Below are 22,739 nucleotides of genomic sequence, written 5' to 3'. Positions count from 1 at the left end.
CGATGCGCAAGCTTCTGATCGTCGGCTGCGGTGGATCCGGCGGCGCGACGCTCTCATACATGATGGACCAGCTGCTGTCCGATCTCGCCGACCACGGGATCGACAAGATCCCGGCGGGGTGGCAGTTCGTGCACGTGGACGTGCCGATCTCACCGGACGAGGGCAAGAACGTGAAGTCCGTCCCCGAGATGGGCGGCATGTACTGCGGCGTCGGGCCACAGGGCGACTCGTACTCGGTCCTCGACAGCGGCCTGTCGCAGGGGCTCGCGGCGTCGGGCGCACTGTCCGAGCTGGCTACCTGGGCTCCGCGCAACCCGGAGTCGGTGACCGTGCCGATCAGCGTCGGCGCAGGCCAGTACCGCGCGATCGGCCGCGCGATCACGCTGAGCCGCATCAACAAGGTGTTCAGCGACCTGCAGCGGGCATGGGGTCAGCTCTACGACTCCCAGACCAACCCGGAGATGCGCGCTCTGTCGCTGCCTGGTGCGGGCGGCTTCGACCCTGGCGACGACCCGATCGTGCTCGTCGTGTCGTCGATGGCGGGCGGCGCGGGAGCGTCGATGGCTCTCGACGTGTGTCGCATCCTCACCCTGATCCCCGGTGTGAACCCCGACCTCATGGGCGTGTTCATGGTGACGCCGGACATCTTCGGCGACGAGAACCACCCGTCGTTCTCGGGCACCCGGCCGAACGCGCTGGCGATGCTCGGCGAGATCATCGCCAGCCAGACCGGCGCGGCCCGCGCGCACGACGTGACGATCATGCGTGCCCTCGGCCACCAGAACGGTGCGGGTGCGGTGACGCCGTTCAAGCGGGTGTTCCCGGTCGGCGCCCACGTCGGCAACGAGCGGACCCTGTTCGGCGACGGTTCGCAGGCCAGCGTGTACCGCGGCCTCGGACGCGGCCTGGCCGCGCTCATCCAGTCGGGCACCGCGATGCAGGACTTCGTCGCGTACGACCTCGGCAACGGTCGTCATCTGGAGGCCGCGCCGGAGTTCCTCGCATGGGGCGCCGACAATTCCGACAACGTCCCGTGGGGTGCGTTCGGCTTCGCCAGCATCAGCATGGGGCGCGACCGGTACGCCGAGTACGCCGCGCAGCGCCTCGCCCGTAGCTCGGCCGACCTACTGCTGTCCGGTCACCTCAACGTGAACGACCCGGCGTCCGCCGAGGAGCAGGTGTCCGGCCGCCTCGACATCCAGTGGAGCAACATCTGCTCGCACATCGGACTGCCCGACAATCAGGCCCTCCAGCAAGGTCTCGGCACGTGGGTGTGGTCGACGGTGCTGCCGCAGGACCAGGTGAACGCAAGGGCCCGCGCCATCGTCAACGGCATCGTCCGTCCACGGATCGACCAGAGCCCCGGCGTGAACGGCCAGCAGTGGGCCGCGTCGGTCACGCGAGTGCTCGCCGAACAGCGGGAACAGCTGGTCCGCGCGGCGTCCGAGGCCGCCTACGCGGTGGCGTTCGGGTGGGCCAACCGGTTCTCGACGTCTCTGGAGCAGGTCACGACGCAGGCGATCGCCGACATCGGGCTCCCGTACGCGTCGGGTCTGGTCAAGCGGGCGTCGAAGACGATGCAGACGATCCTCCCCGAGGCCCAGCAGCTCAGCACGTACCTGCCCGCGGACGTCGCCGAACCGACGCCGGAACTCGCCCGCACCCTGGCCTCGCTGCGCGGAGCCCTGAACAATCCCGCCGCGATCACCGAGCAGGTGATCGACAGCGTCGTCGTCACGCTGACGCAGTTCATCTACGCGTCGCTGTCGCACAACATCGCGGAGTCGGCGGGCGCATCGGTCAGCGAACTGTTCGATCCGCTCATCTCGGCGCTCGACGAGGCGCAGACCGTCCTGCGCGACGCCGCCGACCGACAGCGCGCGCACGTCGCGCTGGCCGACCTGCGCACCGATGAGTACGCCGCGTGGCCCGCAGACACGGACGCCCGCGTGGCCGACCGTTTCTCCGAAGCCGACAACGAGGTGATGCTGACGAGTTCGGACGACTTCCAGGGGCAGTATCAGGCCGACCTGCCGACATCCGTCGACCAGGGGCTCGGCGCGCAGGCCTTCGAGACGGGCCGCCGCATCGCGATCCGCGAAGTCGTGACCGGCTGGTGGGAGACGGTGAGCGGCACCAAGCCGCCCGGCGCGGTGGTTCCCACCGTCGAACGTCTCGGACCGTGGACCTCGCGCGCGTTCCCGCGGAACCCGGACACCGGCGAGACCATCAACGCCAGCCCGGCGCGGTTCGACGTGCATGTCCGCCCGTCCGAGCTGCTCGACCGGTCGCGTCAGTTCGTCGCCCGACCGGGACGATCGTTCGACCGCTACGTCTCGCAGTCGCTGCAGGACTACGTGACCGGCCGGTCGGGCAGCGTCGACCAGGGTGTCCCGGAGACCGAGCTGGCACGTCGCCAACGCGACCTCGTCGGACACTTCGCGCAGGCCGTTCAACTGGCCCGCCCGCTGGCGAGCGTGAACCTGAACGCGCTGAAGGTCATGCACAACAACGCCGACTTGGAGTACACGTTCAAGTTCTCCGCGGTCCCGTTCCAACACCTGGTGGTGGCCGACATGCTGACCACCGAACTGCGCGGCACCCAACATGTCCGGGACGAGACCGTACGTGCGTTCACCAACGCGTTGACCGATGAGAGCGGCATCAAGCGCATCGACATCTTCGGCAACTTCCCGAACTACTCGCCGCTCGTCTATGAGTCGGTGGGTCAGCCCGCGGCCCGCCAGTGGCTGTCGGCATCACCGAAGGAACGCGACTCGTTCTGGCGATACCGCCGCACGCGTCCGTTGGCCGCCAGCCTTCCGATGACGGCGTCCGAGCGTCGAGCGATGATCGCCGGCTGGCTCATCGGTCGCGCCCTCGGCCTCATCCGGATGCCCGACGCACCGCTGTTCGACCGCCCCGTGCAGGTGTGGGACAAGAGCCAGACGCGGTGGATCCCGTTCCCGCACCCACTGCTGACCCCACAGGTGAAGCACCACGGCGAGTTCGACTGGCTGCCCGCGGTCCTCGAATCGTCGCTGCTCGCGATCGCGCAGGCGCATCAGCCTCCGGTGATGGGCTCGATGCAGCCGTACCGCGCACTGCGTCAGATCTTCGACGCCGGACCTCTCGAACCGACGCCGTCGAACAATCGCGCGCACCTGGCCGCCGTGGCGAACATCGCCGACTGGCTCCGCACCGGTGAGAGCTCCACCGGCGTCGCCCCCGGCTTGAAGAACACCGGTCCCGGCGTCTCGATCGAGGACCGGGCCGCCGAGCTCCGAAAGTATGTCGACGCATACCGCGGGTTCGCGTCGACCAACTTCATGGCGACCGGTGAGGGCGTCGAGGACGGCCTGCCTCCCGCCCCCGGTGGCGGCACGTTCTCGGTGATCGCGAGCCGTGCGCAGGCGTCGGCCACGCCGATCTTCCGGGACCTCGCCCCCGACGTGGTGTGGGCGACGCTGGCGATCGCGGACCTGATCGACCTCGCCGTCGAGCAGGCGCACCGGCCGACGTACGCGTCCGGGCCGGTGGTGCCGAATGTGCAGCAGCAGTCGTGGGAGGCGCCGCGTCCCGAGGAAGGTCTGGAGGGCCTCCTGTGACCGACACACTGACCGTCCTGGTGTCGCCGGGCGGCATCGCCGACGGTGTCGTCTCCGGTCTCGCCGATCTGACCGCGGCCGGTCTCGTCGACGAATTCGTCTGGGCCCGGCACACCCCGGGTCGGCCGATCACCGACGTGACGGTCGTGCACGGGGGGACCTCACGCGGACTCACCCTGCAGCAGTTCGTCACCGACCGGCGCGTCGACACCCTGCGGCTGTGCCTCCTGACACCCGCCACCTCGCAGTCCGAGCCGATCGATCTGCTCGCCGAGGTCGCCGCCGTCGGCGCGCTGGCGAGCGCGACCGGCGCGCGCGACGTCATCCGGTTGCAGTGCCTGCTCGTCGGCACCGACGGGGCTCCCGCGCACATAGAGTCGCTCGTCATCGAGGGCTGGCACAACATCGTGGTGGCGCCCGAGGACTCGCGCGGCCCCCACTTCGGTCGCATCGCGACGCCCGCGCGGCCCGGTGTCGCCGACGTGGCGCGCTTCGCGGCCCCCGTGGTCGCGGGTCTGACCGGGCTGTGGACGGGAGTGGACCAGACCGGGTTGGACGGCGAACACATCCTGCCCGGGGCCGTGGTCCGCCTGGCCCGCACGTACTACCGCCGCCTGCGCACCGAGGAGGTCGAGACCCGACTGCGGTCGGAGGTCCTCGCGCAGGACGGTCACCTCCCGATCCCCACGGACCTGCATGTACAGGTGGTTCCGGTGCAGGATCCGGCGCTCGCGTCGTCGACGATGTCGCAAGCCCTGTGGCGCGCACATCCCGGCGTCCTCAAGGGCTCGCGGATGCCCTACGAGGCGCACGCAGCCGAGAAGATCGGCGCGTGGGCGGCGATCAAGATGTTCTTCAGCTTCCTGTGGGCGAGCCTGAAGAACGCGCCCGCAGCCTGGTACCGCGGTCTCGTCGACGGCATCTCCGACCGCATCGCGATCAGCGTCCAACACGCCGTGTTCACCAATGCGCCGTCCGCCTACGACGTGGTCGTCCGAGGCAGGCACGCCGACGGAACGCGCGCGGGCTGGGCCGACATCGGTGCCGCGACCGAGCAGATGTCGGGCCTGATCGGACGCCCCGATCTGATCCAGCACGCGGGCGACGACCTCGGCGAACTGTGGCAGGACTACACGGGTGCGGCGTTCACCCTCGCCGACGCAGGCAGTCGCGGCGCGGGCAAGGGCCTCAACCCGATTCCCATCGGCGCCGCCCGCGGCGTCATCACCGACTCCAACTCGATCGTCCCCGGGCCCCGCGAGCGCTTCACGGTCTCCAACGGCGGCGTCGCCGCGGCCGTCCGAATGGGCAGCGTCGACGCCACCGACCCGCTCGGCATCAACGACCTGCGCGGCCGCCTCACCGAACTGCAGTCGAGTCCCGACCTCGGACTGCAGGCCGGCACCACCCTCAACGAACTGAACACGTGGGCGTCGCGGAACGCGCCGAGCTTCGGCTCGGCGGTCGGCTCCACGCTGGCCTCGGCATTCGGCGAGGCACTGGCCGAGTTCCAGCACCTCCTCGAACGCGTCCGCAGTGCGGTGACGCCGCCCGATCCGGGCGAGGGCCGCCTCGCGCTGGCCCGCTGGACGCAGGTGCTCGTCCTGTTGTGGCTGGTCCTGACCGGCGTGTTCATCTGGCTCGGCTGGACCGACAAGGTCGAGTGGTGGGTTCCGGTTGTCGTCGTCCTCGGCTCCCTGATCATCCTGCTCGTGTCCCTGTGCTTCGCCTTCATCCGGTCGCAACGCCAACTGTTCGCACTGTTGCACCAGCGTCGGAAGGTCCTCAGCGATCGGGCCGTCGACGATCAGAACCTGCAGTCCGCGTTCGCCGACCTGCGTCGTCTGTCGCAGGCGTACGGCCAGTTCCTCTCGTGGAGCCGCGCCGTCGGCAGCTTCCTGGAGTCGCCGCTCGGACCCGATCGTCACACCACGATCACACCGCTCGCCGTGTCGTGGGGCATGCCGATGTCGACGGCCGTCGGCGTCGCGCAGCCGTCCGACGAGTCGATCGCCCGCACCGCGGCCGACCTGCGTCGCGACCTGTACCACCCGAGCTGGATCACCGAGCCGTGGGAGGACTTCATCTCCGCGAGCGGCACCCTTCTGCCCGGCGCCGACCGGTCGGCCAGTCGCTCCACCATGTGGCGAGACCGCGGTGCGGGTTCGGCGTCGAGCCTGGACCGCTGGTCGAGCGACGTCTACCTCGGCCGCGTCACCTCGACGGGCGCCGATCGAGTGTGGGCGCAGACCCTCGATCTGCTCAACACGCGCCGCACCGATCTGGTGTCGGGTCTGGTCGCGAACGTGCAGGTGATCGGTGGTCAGGTTCAGCCGATCGGCGAATTCCTCGCCGGACTCGACCGCCAGGAGCCCGCGGCGGGCTCGTTCTCCGGCGACGTGCTCACCGACGTCGCCCGTTCCTCGGGTGTCGGCGAGGTGCTCGTCGACCGCCGCAGTCCCACCCGGACGGGCATCGGCATCGTCTGCGTGGCGACACAGCTGTCGGACGGCTTCACCGTCGACCGCATCCGCCACGCCGGTGGCTCCGCGCAGACGTCGTGGTCGGCGGAGCCGATCCAGGCGCCCGACAGCGGCTGGCAGTCGACGGTCGCCGACGATCAGGCTCAACCCGATCAGTTCCGCACCCCCGATCTCGGCGACGGGTTCACGTTCTGATGACCGCGTCCGACACCGTCGACAGGCTGATCCGGTCGCTGGCGGCCGCCGATCTCCCCGCCCCGGCACCGGAACGGGTGGACGACTTCCGCGTCGACCCGCGCGGCTGGACTCCCGACGGCCGGTTCGAAGTCGTGTGGTTCGCCGAGATGACCAGGCTCATCGAGCAAGTAGAACGCGGTGTGCTTCCGGAGGCCGCCGTCGCATTGACACCGACGGGCACCCGCCGGGCGCTGACGGAGGCCGCACCGGACCCGACCCCATCGCCCGAACCCACGCCGATCGTGGACCCCGACCCCGACCCCGAGCCTGTCGACCCGGAGGCCTGGCGTCCGCTCGCGGTGGAGGCATTGATCGCGTGGCGCACCGAGCAGATGTCGCTCGGCGTGGCGGGTGCCGAGTCGATCCGCGACATCACCCTCCGCAATCTGGTGAAGTTCAACCGCACCAGCGAATCGGAGATCGCGAGCGCCCTCATCGGCCCGGCGTCGGAGCTGGCAGGCGCCATCGCCGCCGTCATCGCCGAATTCGCGCCGGTGAGCGAGACGACGCCCGCGCCGGAACCGGTTCGTGTGCCGCGTCATGCGGCGCCCGCCGACCAGCCCGTGCCGGTGGCCCCTCGGCCGACTGCCGTCGAGGCGCCCGCACCCGCGGCTCCGGTGCTGACGACCGCTCCCGTGCCGCCGCCCGCACCGGCGGGCCCGACACTCACGCATGCCGACTTCGCCGAATACGCGTTCGGACTGGACTCCCACCGGGACAACCCGATCCGCATCGAGCAGACGGCGACGTCGACCGACCTCAGCTGGGAGCCGTTCACGCCCGACGTGCCGGGCCAGACGGTGATCTACCGGCTCGTCTCGGGCGACGACGTCGATCCCTACAAGCCGGAGGCTGGCGATCTGCTCGCCGCCGACGGCACGACGTCGTTCGTCGACACCCGCTTCCTGACAAGCGCCGTCCGCTACTACCAGGTGTGGGCGCATGTGGGCCGAGACGAGACCGAGGCCCGCCGCGCCCAGCCGATCCGGTTGGCGTCCGGTGAGGCGATCAGCCCGGTCGACGACTTCGAGCTGTTCGAGGAGGAGGGCCGGATCATCGGCCGGTGGTCGGCGCGTCCGGGCACTCGATGCGTCCGCGTCACCCGCCGGTCGCTCGACGACGGTCATCACGGGGAGACGCCGATCGCCGACGGCGACTCGAACCTGACGGGCTTCGTCGACGACACCGCGGTCCGCGGTCGACGGTTCCTCTACCGAGTCTGCGCCGAGGTCGAGGTGAAGGAGAACGGCCGCCTCTCGCCCTTCGTGCAGCGCGACGTGCTCGTGTCGGTGAAGCTGACGCCGGTCCACGACCTGCGGGCCGAATCGACGGCGCCCGACCGGTTCGACGTCGTGTGGACGGCTCCGAGCACCGGACAGAGGGTGGACGTGTTCCTCACCAGGGCGGCCCCGCAGGCCGGTCTCGACCTCGAAGACCTGGACGCGTCCGCGCTCGAGTACGCGGGCCTGACCGGAGCCAACCAGGTCAAGGACCCGATCCGGGCGGCGGCGGACGGTCGCGCGCAAATCGTCGGAATGCGCTGGCCGAGCGACTGGGACCGCGCGTACCTGACGCCGGTCACGTCGTTCAACGGCCGAGTGCGGGTCGGTCGCACGGAGGTGTTCACCAGGCCGATCCCGGCCGTGGTCGAACCGCGGATCGTGGAACGCCTCGACACCCAGCTGGTGGTCTTCGGCTGGCCGCAGGGGGCGTCGTCGGTCCAGGTGCATGTCGGTGTGGAGCCGATGACGCCAGACGAGATCTGCCAGGGCACGCCGATCGACGAGGCCAGCCAGACGGAGTATCACCGCGACGGTTCGATCATCCTCCGCCGCCCGCTGCAAGCCGAGGGCTGCGTGGTGTGCGTGGTGCCGATCGCGTACTCCGACGGCCGTCAACTGCGCGGGGAGATCACCACGCTGACCTATCGCGGCCTGCGGCGGATGAGCTATTCGCTTACGCAGTTCGGCCAGCAGCCCGATCCCGGCGTTCCGCAGCCGCCGCAGGTGCGGCGGGTGGTGAACCTGTCGCTCGCCGCGCCGACGGTGATCGACGGTCCGCCGCCGCTGGTCGCCGTGTTCAATCCCGAGCGCCTGCCGTTGGACGCGAAGGACGGCCAGCACCTGCAGTTCACCGCACCCAACCGGCAGCAGATCCCGCATGCGACGTTCGGGCAGATCCGCTCGTCGACGCACCCGATTCCCACCGGTTACACGCTCGACCTGACGAACCTCGTCGGCCACGTGCGGGTGTTCGTCTACTCGCGCGCCGACGAGCCCGCTCGCTACGCGCTGCAGGACCCGCCGATCGACCAGCTGCAACTGCTGCCGCCGGATGTTCCGGGAATGCCGAGGATTCGATGAGTCGTCGCTTCGCTCAGCTCACGTACACCTCGTACGACAACGGTTCGGGCCGCGGCGGCTGGCAGGTGAAAGACGTCTCGGGCATGCCGACGCACGCCGAACAGGAGACGCTCGTCAATCGAGTCGTCACCTCGTTCGACCTCGAACCGCGCCTGCCCGACTTCCCATCGGGCGACGACCTGGCGTCCCGCCCGGCGCGCCTGGCCCGGGAACGACTGCCCGACGGGTCGTCCGCCATGTGGCACACCGTCGAGGCCGGGCGGGACGGTTCCGGTCGGCCCGGCAACGTGTTCGCACACGTGGTCCTCGACCGTGGGACCCCCGAGCCGGGGGAGCACCGGCCGATCGCGTTGTGGCGGTCGAGCGGCTGGCTCCGCCCGTACGGGCCGGACGTCGTCGCGGCGTCATCGCTGCCCGCGGACATCCCGCCACCGAATCCGGCGATCGACACGTCGTCGGCCATCCGTTTTGTCATCGCGTCGATGGAACGTCAGGCGGTGTTCCGGGTCCTGATGGACGCCGTCCTCGCCCGCCTCGACGGCGGTCCGGCCGTCGTCCTGCGCGCAGACGACCACGACCAGGCCGTCGACTGGATCTCCGCGGTGAGCCACTTCCTGCCGCGGTCCATCGCGCACCGGCTGTCGTGGTCGACGCACGATCGTCTCGAGCGGGCGGTCCTCGACGTCGCGAACGGCGTCGACCTCATCGCGGTCCCCGCGTCGGAGGTCCTCGACGGCGGCGTGTCCGGCGCGGTTGTCCTCTCGCCCGACGATTCCGGCGGCCTCGCCATGCCCGGCGGCGAGCACCGGGTGTCCGGCGGCGTCGTCCCCGCCACCCAGGTCTCGTCCCTGCTCGAAGGCGTGCTGTTCGACCCGAGCATCGCATCCGAGGTCCTGCGCAGCCAGGACGAGGTCGATGGACGATTCCACGCGGAGTCGCCGTCGGCGTCGTGGCTGCTCGCGGTCGGATTCTCGGTCGTCCTCACTGAGATGGACGACCCCGACATGGTCGAGTTCGCCCGCGAGGCCGAGAAGGTCATAGGCTCCGAGTTCCCGCCGTCGGCGATGGACGACCCCCACACCGGCCCGCTCATCACCGAAGCCCTCCGGCGCAATCCGATGACGGCCCAGGCCTGCCTCGGACTGCTGCAGCGCGCCCACGACGCGGGCCGTCCCACCGCCGACCTCGCCGATGCCTTCCTCACCACCGCGCTCGGCGACGGGAGCTGGCGCACAACACCGCTCGCCTCGATTCCGAAGATCCACGCGGTGGACATCGACTCGGTGCGCGACGGTCTCACGGGCACGATCGACAAGCTCGCTCCGGAGCTCACCGCCGATCCCGCCGGTGGGACCCCTTCCGTACTGATCCTTGTCGAGATCGCGCGCCGACTGATCCTCGAACGACAGCTCGCCGCACTTCTCGACCTGTTCCGTCCGATCTCAGCGAGCCTGTCGATCTCCGGTTTCGGCGGTGGGAGCTGGCCGGCGAACACGAGTGTCTACGAAGTCAACTCCGCAATCTACGCGGAACTGCTTCGTCCGCGACTCGCGGCCGCTCCGTCCGTCCGTCGAACGGTGCCGGCCCCGTACTGGGAACTCTTCAGCGTCCCAGTGCCAGGCCCGAATCGCCCACTGCTCCCGCCCGAGCCCACGCGCGAAGACCTCGCAGTTCTTCCGTTCGCGGGATTGACCTTTCTTCAGGCCAACAATCTCGTGGGTCCTGTCGCCGTTCGAGAGGATGTCGCCAGGGATGCGATCGACGCCGCGCTCGCCGCTCCCCGCGAGTACCTGTCCGACCCCGACTGCCAAGACCTGACCCGCGACATACTGGCGGCGGTCCCGACCGTCGGCGTCGAACTGTCCCGGTGGACGGCGCAGGCCCCCGGCCGCATAGCGGGCGACCTACTGCATCGCGCGGTGTTCTACGACCCCGCCGACATCGGCCTGCTCCAGACTCTCGCCGATCCCCGGCAAGGCGGGACCCCCGCGGACGTCGCGGCCGCCGCGGCGTTGCGCTTGATGATCGCCGGATACGTTCCGCTGCCCGACCGCACCGAACTGTTCCGGCTCGTGACGGCGGCGCTGACGCTGGCGTCGACGTCGAACTCGCCGTTCGCACCCGACGTCGCGGAGTTTCTCGACGCCGTGCTGCTCGTGAAGAGGGCCACGGACGAGCCGTGGTCGCGCGCATACGACGAGATCACCCGCCGGTTGTACGCCCAGAACACCGGCAGGGAGAGCAACGTCGCCGCACACCTGACACGACTCGTCGACGGAAAGGTCATCTCACCCGAGTGGACCGCCGCTCGCGCATTCCTCGGCGCCTTCGACGCCGAACGCGCCAACACCCAGCCCGACGGTGATGCGGAGATCGCTCGCCGCGCGCTCGACCAGCTGCGACGCACCTATCCCGGGCCACGGAACACCGACGAACTCCGCGATGCGTGCTGGCCGATCCTGGTCCGTCGGCCCGCCGCCGACGCCGAGGCGTTCTTCGCGGGCTACAAGCGGGCCGGAACCGATTGGCTCCGTTCCACCATCCCCGAAGCCGACGTGCATCAGCGTCGCATGAACCGCTCCTGAGAGGAGAAGCAATCGTGGCTACGTACGTGCTCGACAGCAGCAACACCGCCCGGCTTCCGCGCGGCCCCCTCGCCGTCACCCTGACCACGTCGGACGCCGGGGTCCGCGCCCGGGTGACGACGCGGTCGGAGAGCGGAGCCGCGGTGCCGTCGGTGCCGAACGGCCCCCACATGGTGATCCTGCCGTCGATCACCGAGATGACGACGATCGGCGCCCTCCCCGCCGCGGGTCTGGAACGGTTCGCGCCCAACACCATCCTGCATCTGTCGATGACACCGGAGGGCGCGCTGGGCCGCGGCGGCGACACCGCGTCGCTCGCCCCCCGCGACGTGTCGGGACTGGCGTTCGTCGACCTGGCGACGGTTGCGCCGCAGCCCGACGGCAGCTTGCAGATCACCACCCTGCTCGACGTGGAGGACGTGCCGCTGCCGCCGGTCGCCCACGCGGCCCGGATCGCGACGCGCGGTGTGCTCGGCGTCGACCACGTGCGGGCGTCGAGCGAGATGGGTGTGCGGTGCATCGTCGACCTGTCGACGTCGATGGCTCCGGCGTTCGCGCAGCGCGCGGTCGCGGCCTGCGCCGACATCGTCGCGGGCGTCACCGCCGTGATCAGCGGACAGACAACCGTCGACTGGCTCGCCACCGGGCCCGCCGCCACCGACTTCGTCCGCGTCGGACTCGCCGACTTCGGCACGCGGGCTGGCGATCCGCCTGCCACCGGTCTCGGACTGGCCGCCGACCTCGTGCCCGGCCTGGCGACGCCCGTCTCCGGTCCCACGCTGACCGTCGTCATCACCGACGGACCGGTCCCCGCCGTGCCGACGCCGAACAGTCACGTCGTCGGCTTGACGGTCGCGACCGGCGCTGTCACGGCTCCGGCTACCGCCGTCTGTCTGCTCCGGGGCGACGATGCTCAGGAACGTCTCGCGGGAGACGCGTCGGCGATCACCGCGATCGTCGCCGACCTTCTCCGATCGGTCAGAGAGAGGGGCCTACTCGCATGACGACGCCCGACTACTCGACGAAGTGCCCGCGCTGCTTCCACGTCCTGCCGCCGGACGTGTACGCGTGGACTCTGAAGGCTCCCGACTCGGTGAGCGTGGACGAGCCCGCCACCGCCTACACCGGGCACACGGTGACGATGGGCGAGGTCCATACGTCGCGCATGCCGTCGAATGCGGGCCCGGACTGGTCTCCGCTGCCCGACGATGTGCCGCCGTCGTCCGTCGATCAGGTGTGCCCGACGTGCCACTACGTGCTGCTGCCGCAGTGGCGGGCCGGACACGCGACGTGCATCGCGATGGCCGGGGCACGGTGGACGGGCAAGACCGTGTACATCGCGGTGCTCATCAAACAGTTGCAGCGGCTGGCCGAGCAGTACGACGAGGTCGTCGAACCGGCGGATCAGGTGACGCGAGAGCGATACCGGACCCAGTACGAGCAACCGCTGTACGAGGAACAGGGGATCATCGCGGCGACGCCGAGCGCCACCGCGTACGCGCATCACCCGCTGATCTTCTCGATCGGCATCTGGAACGGCCAGACCCGGTATCTGGTGATCCGCGACGTCGCAGGCGAGGACCTGGAGAACCCGCAGAACGTGACCGGCCCGGTACACGACTTCTTCTCGCGCGCCGACTCGGTGTTCTTCCTGTTCGACCCGCTGCGCGTCCCGGAGATCGCCGCCGAATTGCAGGACATGATCCCCATCCCGCCGGTGCTGGGCGGCGATCCCCGCGAGGTGCTGCGAACGGTGCTCGACCTCGTCGGGGCGGGCACACCGTCGATCGCGGTGATCCTGTCGAAGTTCGACGCGTTCCAGAAGCTCGCCGAGGTCGAGAACGGCAAGTGGAGCCAGGCGATGGGCAATGCGGGCGCGGCGTACAACCGCGATCCGGGACTCGTCTCCCGGCAGTACGACCACGCGGACGGGCAGCTCGTCGACGCCGAGATCAAGAGCCTGCTGCACCGGCTCGGGGCCGGTCCGCAGCTGCGGCGCATCCGGAACGTCTACGGGCAGGAGCACCGGCACCAGTTCTTCGTGGTGTCGGCGCTCGGTGAGTCGCCGACGGGGGAGAAGCTGCACCGCAACGGCATCTCGTCGTTCCGCTGCGCCGACCCGGTGCGCTGGCTGCTCGCGGGCACCGGAGCACTCGAAGACCCGGCGTGGGCGCCCCGATGACCACACTCACCACCGTCACCGTGCGGACATTCTGGGACTCCCGCGGCTCCAACAACGACTTCGACCTCGACCTCGCCGCGTTCGTGTTGACGTCGGGCCGGGTGGCGAACGACTCCGACTTCGTCTTCTTCAACAATCCGGTGTCGACGAACGGAGCCGTCAAACATTCCGGCGGCGCCGACGGCGTCACCGAGGAGACGCTGACGATCAACCTCGATCACCTGCCTCCGGAGACGACGGCGATCGCGGTGCTCGCGACCGTCTACAACGGGAACGGCGCCTTCGGCGACCTGTGCGATGCCGTGCTCGCAATCGACGACGAGGCGCTCGGCCCCATCGCCTTCTACGAGATCGCGGAGCGGCACGGCGCGGCGCGGGCTCTCGTCTACGCTCTGATCGTGCGCGACGGTGACCGGTGGATCCTCGACGCCATGTCCTCCGTCGAACCTGATCTGCAGTCTGTCGCACGACGTTTCGGCGTCAATGTGTGACGAGCGCCGTGCATCGACCGGATGACTTCTCAGACATTGATCAGCGGACCGTGATGAAGTGGTCTGGAATCGACACATCCAATCGAAAGGGAACAATCTCATGAGCGTGAGCCTCGCCAAGGGCGGAAACGTCTCCCTCGCCAAGGAGGCCCCCGGCCTCACCGCGGTGACCATCGGTCTCGGCTGGGATGTCCGCACCACGTCGGGCGCCGACTTCGACCTCGACGGCAGTGCGCTGGCCCTCGGGTCGAACGGCAAGGTCCTGTCGGACCAGCATTTCATCTTCTACAACAACCTCCGCTCGCCGGACGGCTCCATCGAGCACACCGGCGACAACCTGACCGGTGAGGGCGACGGCGACGACGAGTCGATCAACGTCGACCTCGCGGGCGTTCCGCCGGAGATCCAGAGCATCGTCTTCCCGGTGTCGATCCACGACGCCGTCGCCCGCGGGCAGTCGTTCGGTCAGGTCCGCAACGCGTTCATCCGCGTCGTGAACCGCGCCAACGGCTCCGAGATCGCCCGATACGACCTGACCGAGGACGCGTCGTCGGAGACGGCGATGAGCTTCGGCGAGCTGTACCGCTACAACGGCGAATGGAAGTTCCGGGCCATCGGCCAGGGCTACGCGTCCGGTCTCGCGGGCATCGCCCGCGACTACGGCGTCAACGTCTGACCATGACGGTCGTCGTCCGCGCGGCCCACGACTTCGAGGCCGTGCGGACGATGATCGGGCCCAAGCGGCCCGATGCGAGCGTCTGCTTCTGCCTCAGCCATCGGCTCCCGGCCAAGCAGAACCGCTCGTTGGTCGGCCCCGCTCGCGGCGACTACGTCCGCGGCCTGTGCGAGTCGGAGATCGCCCCCGGAGTGCTGGCGTTCGACGGTGACGAGGTGGTCGGCTGGGCGGGCGTCGCCCCGCGTTCGGAGACGTCGTTCGCTCGGTCGACGAAGATCCCGCACCTCGACGACCTGCCCGTCTGGTCCGTGTGGTGCCTGCGGGTGCGGCCCGGTCATCGAGGCAAGGGCATCACGGCGTCATTGCTCGACGGCGCCGTCGACTTCGCGCGATCGCACGGAGCTCCGGTCCTTGAGGGCTATCCGTCCGACAACGGCGACGACCGGATCGACCTGACCATGGCCTTCGTCGGTTCCCGTGCCATGTTCGAGAAGGCCGGGTTCTCCTACGCGGGAGCCACGTCGTCCCTGTCCGGCGGATTCCCGCGAGTGATCATGCGCCACGACCTGCACTGACCCGAAGACGACGACAGCCCGGCACCCGCAAGCGGGGCCGGGCTGTCGTCGTGGGGCCGTCTAGGGTGTGTTGCCAAACTCTTCCGCCTCGGATCGGCGGATCCGATGGACGACTGGCAAGGCGGAGGAGGGAGGGATACCGGTAGGTATCTCGACCGACGACAACGCGGCCAGGCGTTCATCGGGCCGTCGAGACAGGCGAAGAGAGTTTGGCAACACGCCCTAGTCGACGCCGAAGTCGATCGCCGCGCGGTCGAGCGACTCGGAGGCCGCGTCCTCCGGCTGACCGCCTGCGATCGCCTGAGCGCCGCCCTGCGACAGTTCGCCGACGAGCTCCGCCGTGGCTCCGCCGACGATGCCGAGGGTCGCGTACTGCTCGAGACGTGCGCGCGAGTCGGCGATGTCGAGGTTGCGCATGGTGAGCTGGCCGATGCGGTCGGACGGGCCGAACGCCGCGTCTCCGACGCGCTCCATCGACAGCTTGTCCGGGTGGTACGACAGCGACGGGCCCTGCGTGTTCAGGAAGTGGTAGTCGTCGCCACGGCGCAGACGGACGGTCACCTCGCCGGTGATCGCCGAGCCGACCCAACGGACGAGGGCTTCGCGCAGCATGAGCGCCTGCGAGTCCATCCAGCGGCCCTCGTACATGAGACGACCGAGGCGACGGCCCTCGTTGTGGTAGTTGGCGACGGTGTCCTCGTTGTGGATCGCGTTGACGAGACGCTCGTAGCCGATGTGCAGCAGCGCCATGCCGGGGGCCTCGTAGATGCCGCGCGACTTGGCTTCGATGATGCGGTTCTCGATCTGGTCCGAGACGCCGAGGCCGTGGCGTCCGCCGATCTCGTTGGCCTTGAGGACGAGGGCGACGGCGTCGTCGAACACCTCGCCGTTGATGGCGACCGGGCGACCCTGCTCGTAGCGGATCGTGACGTCCTCGGTGGCGACCTCGACGTCGTCGCGCCAGGCTGCGACGCCCATGATCGGCTCCACCACGTCCAGGCCGTGATCGAGGTGCTCGAGGGTCTTGGCCTCGTGGGTGGCGCCCCAGATGTTGGCGTCGGTCGAGTACGCCTTCTCCTGAGAGTCGCGGTAGGGGAGCTTCCGCTCGACCAGCCACTGGCTCATCTCGTGGCGGCCGCCGAGCTCCTCGACGAACTGGGTGTCGAGCCACGGCTTGTAGATCCGCAGGTTCGGGTTCGCCATCAGGCCGTAGCGGTAGAACCGCTCGATGTCGTTGCCCTTGTAGGTGGAGCCGTCGCCCCAGATGTCGACGCCGTCCTCCTTCATGGCACGGACCAGCAGCATGCCCGTCACGACGCGCCCGAGCGGCGTGGTGTTGAAGTACGTCTTGCCGGAGCTGCGGATGTGGAACGCACCGCACTGCAGGGCGACGAGGCCCTCCTCGACGAGCGCCGAACGGCAGTCGACGAGACGCGAGATCTCGGCGCCGTACTGACCGGCGCGACCGGGCACCGAGGCGATGTCCGGCTCGTCCGCCTGGCCGAGATCGGCGGTGTACGTGCAGGGGATGGCCCCCTTCTCACGCATCCACGCGACGGCGACGGAGGTGTCAAGGCCACCCGAGAAGGCGATTCCGACACGCTCACCCTTGGGCAGAGAGCTCAGCACTTTCGACATACGTCCAGCTTAAACAGTGGTTCCGCGTCCCACCGAATCCGGTCGGATTGCGACCCACGACCGCGCGTCGCGGAACCACTCCTGGCGTCTGTGCGTCTGACCTTGTATGGGGGATGCTGGGATACGAACTCGCGCGCAACTGCATGCCGAGGGGCTGACGGACACCGACATCCGCAGGATGGTCGAGAACGGCACACTCACCCGCCTGCGGCCCGGATGGTTCGCCCTCGGCGCTCACGATCTCCGTGCGGCGACCGCCGTGCGAGACGGCGGCGTCCTCGGATGCGTGTCGGCGTTGCAGTTCCACGGACTGTGGGTGCCGCCCGGGCACACCGCACTGCACCTGCGACGCAGTCCCAAGATGACCGGCAAGAACACCGCATGCCGACCCTTTCAGGGGCCAGTCCGGTCCACCGTCGACGCGGTCGACTCCATCCCCATCGCTCTCAAGTACGCGGCCCACTGCCTCGAGTCCGACGAATGGATTGCCGTGTGCGACTCGTATCTGAACTCGACCGGCGAATCGGTCGAGGATCTACTCGCTCAGATGGGAGCGGTCGGACCGACAGTCCGCGACCTCGCCTACCGCACCGATCCGCGCGCACAATCCGGGACGGAGAGCATCACGCGGGTTCGGCTCCGCGCGGCCCATTTCACAGTTGTCGTCCAGCCGCGGATAGCGGGAATCGGCTGGTCCGACCTGCGGATCGGGAAGCTGATTCTTGAATGCGACTCGGTGCTTCACCACTCGAGCCGCGAGGACTACGAGCGCGATCATCATCGCGACCGCCGCGCCCTGCTCGATGGATGGCTGACGATGCGGCTCACGTACGACGACATCCTGTACGACTGGCCCGGCACCCTCGCCGACATCCGCGCGATCACTCGGGCCGACCGTCACCGTGCGCGGAGCGTCCGCGACCGCGCAATGGTGCAAAGATCGCTTCGCGAATCGGACCACGAGGGCAATATGCCCTCGTGGTCCGATTTCTGAGGCGATCCTCGAGGCAGCTCGGTCAGAAGCCGCCGTTGAGGAAGTCCGCGTAGGCGGGGAGGTCGAGCTGACCGTGGCCGGAAAGGCCGATGACGACCACTTCTTCCTTGTCACTGTTCGCGACGTGAGCGGCACACGCGGCGATCGCGTGCGTCGATTCGGGCGCCGGAACGATGCCCTGCGCACGGGCGAACTGCACGCCCGCGCTGAACGCGTCGTGCTGATCGATCGCGGTGCCCTCGACCAGGCCGAGCTCAACCGTGTGGCTGAGGGCCGGAGCCATGCCGTGGTAGCGGAGACCGCCCGCGTGGATGGGGTCGGGAACGAAGTCCATGCCGAGCGTGTGCATCTTCAGCAGGGGAGTGAGGCCCGCGACGTCGCCGTGGTCGTAGCGGTACTCGCCCTGCGTGATCGACGGGCAGGCCGACGGCTCGGCGGCGACGATGCGCGGGTTCGACCGGCCGTGGAGCTTCTCCCGCAGGAACGGGAACGACAGCCCGGCGAGGTTCGAACCGCCACCGGCGCAACCGAACACGACATCTGCGCCGCCCGGCTCGACGGCGTACAGCTGGTCGACGGCCTCCTGTCCGATCACGCTCTGATGCAGGACCACATGGTTCAGGACGCTGCCGAGGGCATAGCGGGTGTCGTCGTTCTTGGCGGCCACCTCGACCGCCTCCGACACGGCCATGCCGAGGCTGCCCGTGGTGTTCGGATCCTTCTCGAGCATCGCGCGGCCCGCCTCGGTGAGGTCGGACGGGCTCGGGTGCAGGGTGCCCCCGTACGTGCGGATGAGATGACCGCGGTAGGGCTTCGAGTCGTACGATGCGCGGACCTGCCACACCTCGACGTCGATGCCGAACTGGGCGCCGGCGAACGACAGCGCACTGCCCCACTGACCTGCACCGGTCTCGGTGGTCAGCTTCTTCACGCCGTCGACGCTGTTGTAGTACGCCTGCGCTACGGCCGAGTTCGTCTTGTGACTGCCGACGGGACTCACGCCCTCGTACTTCACGTAGATGCGGGCCTTCGTGTTCAACGCCTCTTCGAACTTGCGGGCCCTCAGCAGCGGCGACGGGCGCCACATCTTGTAGATCTCGCGGACCGGCTCGGGGATCTCGATGTAGGCCTCGGTCGAGACCTCCTGCGCGATCAGACCCGCGGGGAAGAGAGCGGCGAGGTCGTCCGGACCCACCGGCTCCTTGGTGCCGGGATGCAGGTGCGGCGGAATCGGCTCGTCGAGCTCGGCGGCCAGGTTGTACCAGTGGGTGGGGACGCCGACCGTCACCAGATCGGGATTCGACGCGTCAACATTGGATGTCATGCTCGTCACAGTAGCCGCCGGACTAAGGTCGGGCCTCATGACGGGTGAGCGTTGGCATGCGACCGGCCCAGAAGGCCTCGACGCCTTCGAGTTCGTGCCGTTCACGGCCCCCGAACCCGGGCCTGGCGAGATCCGGATCCAGGTCCGGGCGGCGGGCGTGAACCCCGCCGACCTCAAACATATCCGACGCGCCGCGTCGTTTCCGCTACCGATCGGCTACGAGGTGTCGGGAGTCGTCACAGCCGTCGGCGACGGCACTCGGTTCGAGATCGGCGACCGGGTGGTGGCGTTCCGCGTCCACGGCGGCTATGCCACCGAGATCACCGTGCCCGGCTCCTCCGCACTGCCCCTGCCCGAGACCGTCGACGACGTCGAGGCCGCCGGGCTGCTCCTGGCCGGGACGACCGCCGCCGACATGCTGCATCGTTCCCGCGCGGTGACCGGGGAGACGATCCTCATGCACGGAGCGTCGGGGGCCGTCGGCGCTACGCTCCTGCAGCTCGCGGCGCGCGCGGGTGTCCGGGTGATCGGCACCGCGGCCCCGGATCGGCTCGACGCGGTGACCCGGTTCGGCGGCGCGGCCGTGCCGTACGGCCCCGATCTGCTCGAGCGGATCGACGGCCCGGTCGACGCCGTGCTGGACCTCGCCGGCACCGCGGAGGCGATGGAGGCCTCTCTCGCCCTCGTCGACGACCGATCGCGGATCATCACCGCCGCGAACAAGGCGGCCGCCCAGCGACACGGTGTGGTCGCCGTCGCCGGACTCGACCCGGAGAGCGCCGCGTTCCGGGACGCGGCCCGCGTCGGGCTGATCGCGATGGTCGCGGCCGGTGAGCTCGTCGTCCCGATCGCGCGGACCTTCGCGCTCGACGACGCCGTCTCCGCCCTCGCCCTCGTGTCCGCCGGCCTCGCAGGCGGAAAGGTGGTGCTGGTCTGCGGGTAGGCCTTTCGACTCGCAAGCTCGCTCAAGGACCGGAGGACTCGCGGTCGCTCATGGACCGGAGGACTCGCGGTCGCTCAAGGACCGGAGGACTCGCGAGTGAGCACAGTAAGGGTCGTAGTGCCGCGCTACACCAGGATCGGCAGCACCGCGGAGCGAAGCGTCACCGTCACCGGGAACTCCGCGACCAGGTCGCCGTCGGCGTGGACGGGCAGCGGTCGGTCGGCGTCTATCGTCACGGTGGTTCCGTTGTGGAACTCCACCTCCCGGCGATCCACATGCGCACCGGTCTTCGCCTGCTTCATGAGGCTGGCGAGTCCGAACACGGAGTGCTCGCCGCGCAGGAGCATCACCTCGACCGATCCGCTGTCGACCGATGCGGACGGAACCATGCGCAACCCGTGCCCGTAGTCGCCGGAGTTGGCGATGACGACCATGTGGGCCTTCGCCTGGGACCGATGCCCGTCGATCGTCAGCGCGACGCGGAACGGCTTCCAGCGCAGCGCCGTGAGGACGGGTGCGACGCGGTAGGCCAGTCGGCCCATCCACCGGAGCCGGTTGATGAGTTCGGTCGCGACGGAGTCGAGTCCCACGTACACGTTGCCGACGGCGGTCACGGTCGAGCCGTCCGACGTGGCGATGTCGAGGACGTCGATCCGGCGGACCCTGTCGCCCGCGAGGATCTGCGCGATGGCGACGGGATCGAGCGGCAGTCCGAGGTGACGGACGAGATCGTTGCCGCGTCCGGCCGCGGCGATGCCCATACGGGCGCCGTCGACGGTGAGGACACCGGCCGCCACGTCGCGCACCTGTCCGTCGCCGCCGACCGCCACCGCGACGGCGCCATCGCGGGCGGCCGCGGCGGCGAGCGCGGTGGCGTCGGCGGACGATGTCGACTCGATCACCTCGACGTCGGACACTCCGAGGCGGGCGAGCTCGGCTTCGACGGCGGGCCACTGCTCTTTGGCCGCCCCGCCGCCGGAGATCGGATTGACGATCGCGACCAGTCTCACGGCAGCAGGATGCCCGGATTGAGGACCCCGTTGGGATCCAGCGCGGACTTCACGGCACGCAGCGCCGTCACCTGAACGTCGCCGATCTCGTCCAGGTAGGTGGCCCGGTGATCGGTGCCGACGGCGTGGTGATGGGTGATCGACGCGCCCGCGGCACGGATCGCCGCGTTCGCTGCGGACTTCGCCTCGCCCCACTGCGCGAGCGGGTCGGCGAGCGCATTGGCGATGACGGTGAAGTACAGCGACGCGCCGGTCGGGTACACGTGCGAGATGTGGCACATGACGACGGCCGGGGTGCCCTGCTCGCCGAGGGCTCCGGTCACGGCGGCCGTGACATCGGCCTTGAGCTTGTCGATGTTCGACCAGAATGTCACGGTCTCGAGCGTCTCGACGAGGGCTCCGGCGTCGAGCAGCGGATCGCGCAGGTAGGGACCGCGGAATCGGCCTTCGCGCCAGTGCTCACCGGGCTCGGCGCCGAGCGGGACGCCGCCGAGCTCGGCCAGGCGCGCGGTGACGTAGGTGTCGCGGCAGTCGACGTCGGCCTCGTCGCCCTCGAATCCGACGATCATGAGGCAACCTCCGACGGGACCGCTCGCCGAGCCCGCGGCCGACGGGTTCGCGAGGTTGAGGCCGGTCTCCGCCTCGTCCGACAGGCGCAGGACGGTCGGCTTCACGTTGGCCTGAGCCAGCGCGCGCATCGCGGCCGAGCCCGCGGTGAAGTCGGGGAAGTGCCAACCGTAGAAGCGACGAACGGCGGGCACCGGGTGCACGCGCACCCGCACGGCGGTCACGACGCCGAAGGCGCCTTCGCTGCCGAGGACGAGTTGACGCAGGTCGGGACCGGCCGCCGACTTCGGTGCGGTGCCGATCTCGGCGACGCCCCGCGGGGTGACGAGGGTCAGCCCGACCACCATGTCGTCGAACCGGCCGTACCCGATGGACGACTGGCCCGCCGACCGCGTGACGGCGCAGCCGCCGACCGTGGCGCCCTCGTACGACTGCGGGAAGTGGCCGAGCTCGTAGCCGTGTTCGGCGAGGAGTCGTTCGGCCTCGGGCAGGCGGGTGCCCGCCGCGAGGGTCGCGATCTGGGAGACCTCGTCGAGCGCGAGGAGGCCGGTCAAGCTGCGCAGGTCGAGGCTGATCACGGGGCGTTCGCGGGTCGGCTGCAGGCCGCCCGTGACCGTGGTCCCGCCCGCGAAGGGACTCAGCGCGATGCCTCGACCGTCGCAGGTCGCGAGGACGGCGGCCACCTGATCCGCGCTGGTCGGGACGACGACGGCGTCGGGTGCGTCGCTCGCGTCGCCGGCCCGGAACTTGAGGAGGTCGGGCGTCGAGTAACCGCGCAGGCGGGCGGCGCGGGCGGCGTCGTCGGTGCTGACCCGAGCGCCCGTGTCGGCGAGCGCGGTCAGGGCGTCGGCGTCGAGGCGGGTCGCCGGGATCGACAAGGCGACGGGCGCGGGTGCGGCCTCGTTGATGCCGAGCATCGTGAGAGCGCCGACGACGGAGTCGGAGAGGAGCATCGGGTCGTTCGGATTGCCCCAGCGGCCCGGGGTGAAGTCGACGACGTCGACGGTTGTCTCGCTCGTGGTCATGATCGGCCTTCCGTTCGTCGGTGGTGATACAGTTATAC

At 69.6% G+C, this 22,739-nt stretch carries 15 protein-coding genes; 11 read left to right on the top strand and 4 right to left on the bottom strand.

Features of this window, described 5'->3' with window-relative positions; genetic code table 11:
* Positions 1-2 precede the first annotated feature (2 nt).
* From GYB83_RS05730 to GYB83_RS05690, 9 genes are all read left to right on the top strand, one after another.
* Positions 3-3,608, top strand: a complete 3,606-nt coding sequence (locus GYB83_RS05730) for a tubulin-like doman-containing protein (protein WP_161894555.1) — start codon at positions 3-5, stop codon at positions 3,606-3,608.
* Positions 3,605-6,286 (top strand): hypothetical protein, encoded by a 2,682-nt coding sequence (locus GYB83_RS05725; protein WP_161894554.1) that lies wholly within the window; start codon positions 3,605-3,607, stop codon positions 6,284-6,286. Before GYB83_RS05730 ends, GYB83_RS05725 begins: the two co-directional genes overlap by 4 nt.
* A complete protein-coding gene (locus tag GYB83_RS05720; protein WP_161894553.1) occupies positions 6,286-8,691 on the top strand; it encodes a SaeA-related protein in 2,406 nt (801 codons plus the stop codon). Before GYB83_RS05725 ends, GYB83_RS05720 begins: the two co-directional genes overlap by 1 nt.
* A complete protein-coding gene (locus GYB83_RS05715) occupies positions 8,688-11,276 on the top strand; it encodes a GAP1-N2 domain-containing protein (RefSeq protein ID WP_161894552.1) in 2,589 nt (862 codons plus the stop codon). Before GYB83_RS05720 ends, GYB83_RS05715 begins: the two co-directional genes overlap by 4 nt.
* A gap of 14 nt (positions 11,277-11,290) precedes the next feature.
* A complete protein-coding gene (locus GYB83_RS05710; protein ID WP_161894551.1) occupies positions 11,291-12,280 on the top strand; it encodes a hypothetical protein in 990 nt (329 codons plus the stop codon).
* Positions 12,277-13,458: a hypothetical protein gene (locus GYB83_RS05705; protein ID WP_161894550.1), complete on the top strand. Its 1,182-nt coding sequence runs from the start codon at positions 12,277-12,279 to the stop codon at positions 13,456-13,458. Before GYB83_RS05710 ends, GYB83_RS05705 begins: the two co-directional genes overlap by 4 nt.
* Entirely contained in the window at positions 13,455-13,949 is a 495-nt protein-coding gene (locus GYB83_RS05700) for a TerD family protein (protein ID WP_161894549.1), read from the top strand. The genes GYB83_RS05705 and GYB83_RS05700 overlap by 4 nt, the downstream gene beginning before the upstream one ends.
* 100 nt (positions 13,950-14,049) lie before the next feature.
* A complete protein-coding gene (locus GYB83_RS05695; protein WP_161894548.1) occupies positions 14,050-14,625 on the top strand; it encodes a TerD family protein in 576 nt (191 codons plus the stop codon).
* 2 nt (positions 14,626-14,627) lie between these two features.
* A complete protein-coding gene (locus GYB83_RS05690; RefSeq protein ID WP_161894547.1) occupies positions 14,628-15,200 on the top strand; it encodes a GNAT family N-acetyltransferase in 573 nt (190 codons plus the stop codon).
* A gap of 222 nt (positions 15,201-15,422) precedes the next feature.
* Here the strand turns inward: GYB83_RS05690 and argG are convergent, their stop codons facing one another.
* Positions 15,423-16,838, bottom strand: coding sequence for an argininosuccinate synthase (gene argG / locus GYB83_RS05685; protein ID WP_161894546.1), 1,416 nt, complete (start codon positions 16,836-16,838; stop codon positions 15,423-15,425).
* A gap of 178 nt (positions 16,839-17,016) precedes the next feature.
* Between argG and GYB83_RS05680 the strand changes: the two genes are divergently transcribed.
* Positions 17,017-17,832, top strand: coding sequence for a PDDEXK family nuclease (locus GYB83_RS05680; protein ID WP_308469445.1), 816 nt, complete (start codon positions 17,017-17,019; stop codon positions 17,830-17,832).
* Positions 17,833-17,854: 22 nt separating this feature from the next.
* Here the strand turns inward: GYB83_RS05680 and GYB83_RS05675 are convergent, their stop codons facing one another.
* Positions 17,855-19,156, bottom strand: a complete 1,302-nt coding sequence (locus tag GYB83_RS05675; RefSeq protein ID WP_161894544.1) for a TrpB-like pyridoxal phosphate-dependent enzyme — start codon at positions 19,154-19,156, stop codon at positions 17,855-17,857.
* A 37-nt stretch (positions 19,157-19,193) separates the two neighbouring features.
* On the opposite strand from GYB83_RS05675, the gene GYB83_RS05670 reads away from it, so the two are divergent.
* Positions 19,194-20,099: a quinone oxidoreductase family protein gene (locus GYB83_RS05670; RefSeq protein WP_161894543.1), complete on the top strand. Its 906-nt coding sequence runs from the start codon at positions 19,194-19,196 to the stop codon at positions 20,097-20,099.
* Between the two features lie 125 nt (positions 20,100-20,224).
* Here GYB83_RS05670 and GYB83_RS05665 read toward each other — a convergent pair whose 3' ends face one another.
* Entirely contained in the window at positions 20,225-21,109 is an 885-nt protein-coding gene (locus GYB83_RS05665) for a diacylglycerol/lipid kinase family protein (RefSeq protein WP_161894542.1), read from the bottom strand.
* Complete coding sequence (locus tag GYB83_RS05660) at positions 21,106-22,701, bottom strand: FAD-binding oxidoreductase (protein WP_161894541.1); 1,596 nt, start codon at positions 22,699-22,701, stop codon at positions 21,106-21,108. The genes GYB83_RS05665 and GYB83_RS05660 overlap by 4 nt, the downstream gene beginning before the upstream one ends.
* Between the last annotated feature and the right edge of the window lie 38 nt (positions 22,702-22,739).

It is taken from the genome of Gordonia spumicola (assembly GCF_009932475.1).
Taxonomy (GTDB): domain Bacteria; phylum Actinomycetota; class Actinomycetes; order Mycobacteriales; family Mycobacteriaceae; genus Gordonia; species Gordonia spumicola.
This window is presented reverse-complemented; position numbering and strand designations above follow the sequence as displayed.

What these genes read in the sequence shown, in the direction of transcription:
- GYB83_RS05730 (WP_161894555.1), top strand. Translation starts at nt 3, where the DNA reads ATGCGCAAGCTTCTGATCGTCGGCTGCGGTGGATCCGGCGGCGCGACG.
- GYB83_RS05720 (WP_161894553.1), top strand. Translation starts at nt 6,286, where the DNA reads ATGACCGCGTCCGACACCGTCGACAGGCTGATCCGGTCGCTGGCGGCC.
- GYB83_RS05715 (WP_161894552.1), top strand. Translation starts at nt 8,688, where the DNA reads ATGAGTCGTCGCTTCGCTCAGCTCACGTACACCTCGTACGACAACGGT.
- GYB83_RS05705 (WP_161894550.1), top strand. Translation starts at nt 12,277, where the DNA reads ATGACGACGCCCGACTACTCGACGAAGTGCCCGCGCTGCTTCCACGTC.
- GYB83_RS05700 (WP_161894549.1), top strand. Translation starts at nt 13,455, where the DNA reads ATGACCACACTCACCACCGTCACCGTGCGGACATTCTGGGACTCCCGC.
- GYB83_RS05695 (WP_161894548.1), top strand. Translation starts at nt 14,050, where the DNA reads ATGAGCGTGAGCCTCGCCAAGGGCGGAAACGTCTCCCTCGCCAAGGAG.
- GYB83_RS05690 (WP_161894547.1), top strand. Translation starts at nt 14,628, where the DNA reads ATGACGGTCGTCGTCCGCGCGGCCCACGACTTCGAGGCCGTGCGGACG.
- argG (WP_161894546.1), bottom strand. Translation starts at nt 16,838, where the DNA reads ATGTCGAAAGTGCTGAGCTCTCTGCCCAAGGGTGAGCGTGTCGGAATC.
- GYB83_RS05680 (WP_308469445.1), top strand. Translation starts at nt 17,017, where the DNA reads ATGGTCGAGAACGGCACACTCACCCGCCTGCGGCCCGGATGGTTCGCC.
- GYB83_RS05675 (WP_161894544.1), bottom strand. Translation starts at nt 19,156, where the DNA reads ATGACATCCAATGTTGACGCGTCGAATCCCGATCTGGTGACGGTCGGC.
- GYB83_RS05670 (WP_161894543.1), top strand. Translation starts at nt 19,194, where the DNA reads ATGACGGGTGAGCGTTGGCATGCGACCGGCCCAGAAGGCCTCGACGCC.
- GYB83_RS05660 (WP_161894541.1), bottom strand. Translation starts at nt 22,701, where the DNA reads ATGACCACGAGCGAGACAACCGTCGACGTCGTCGACTTCACCCCGGGC.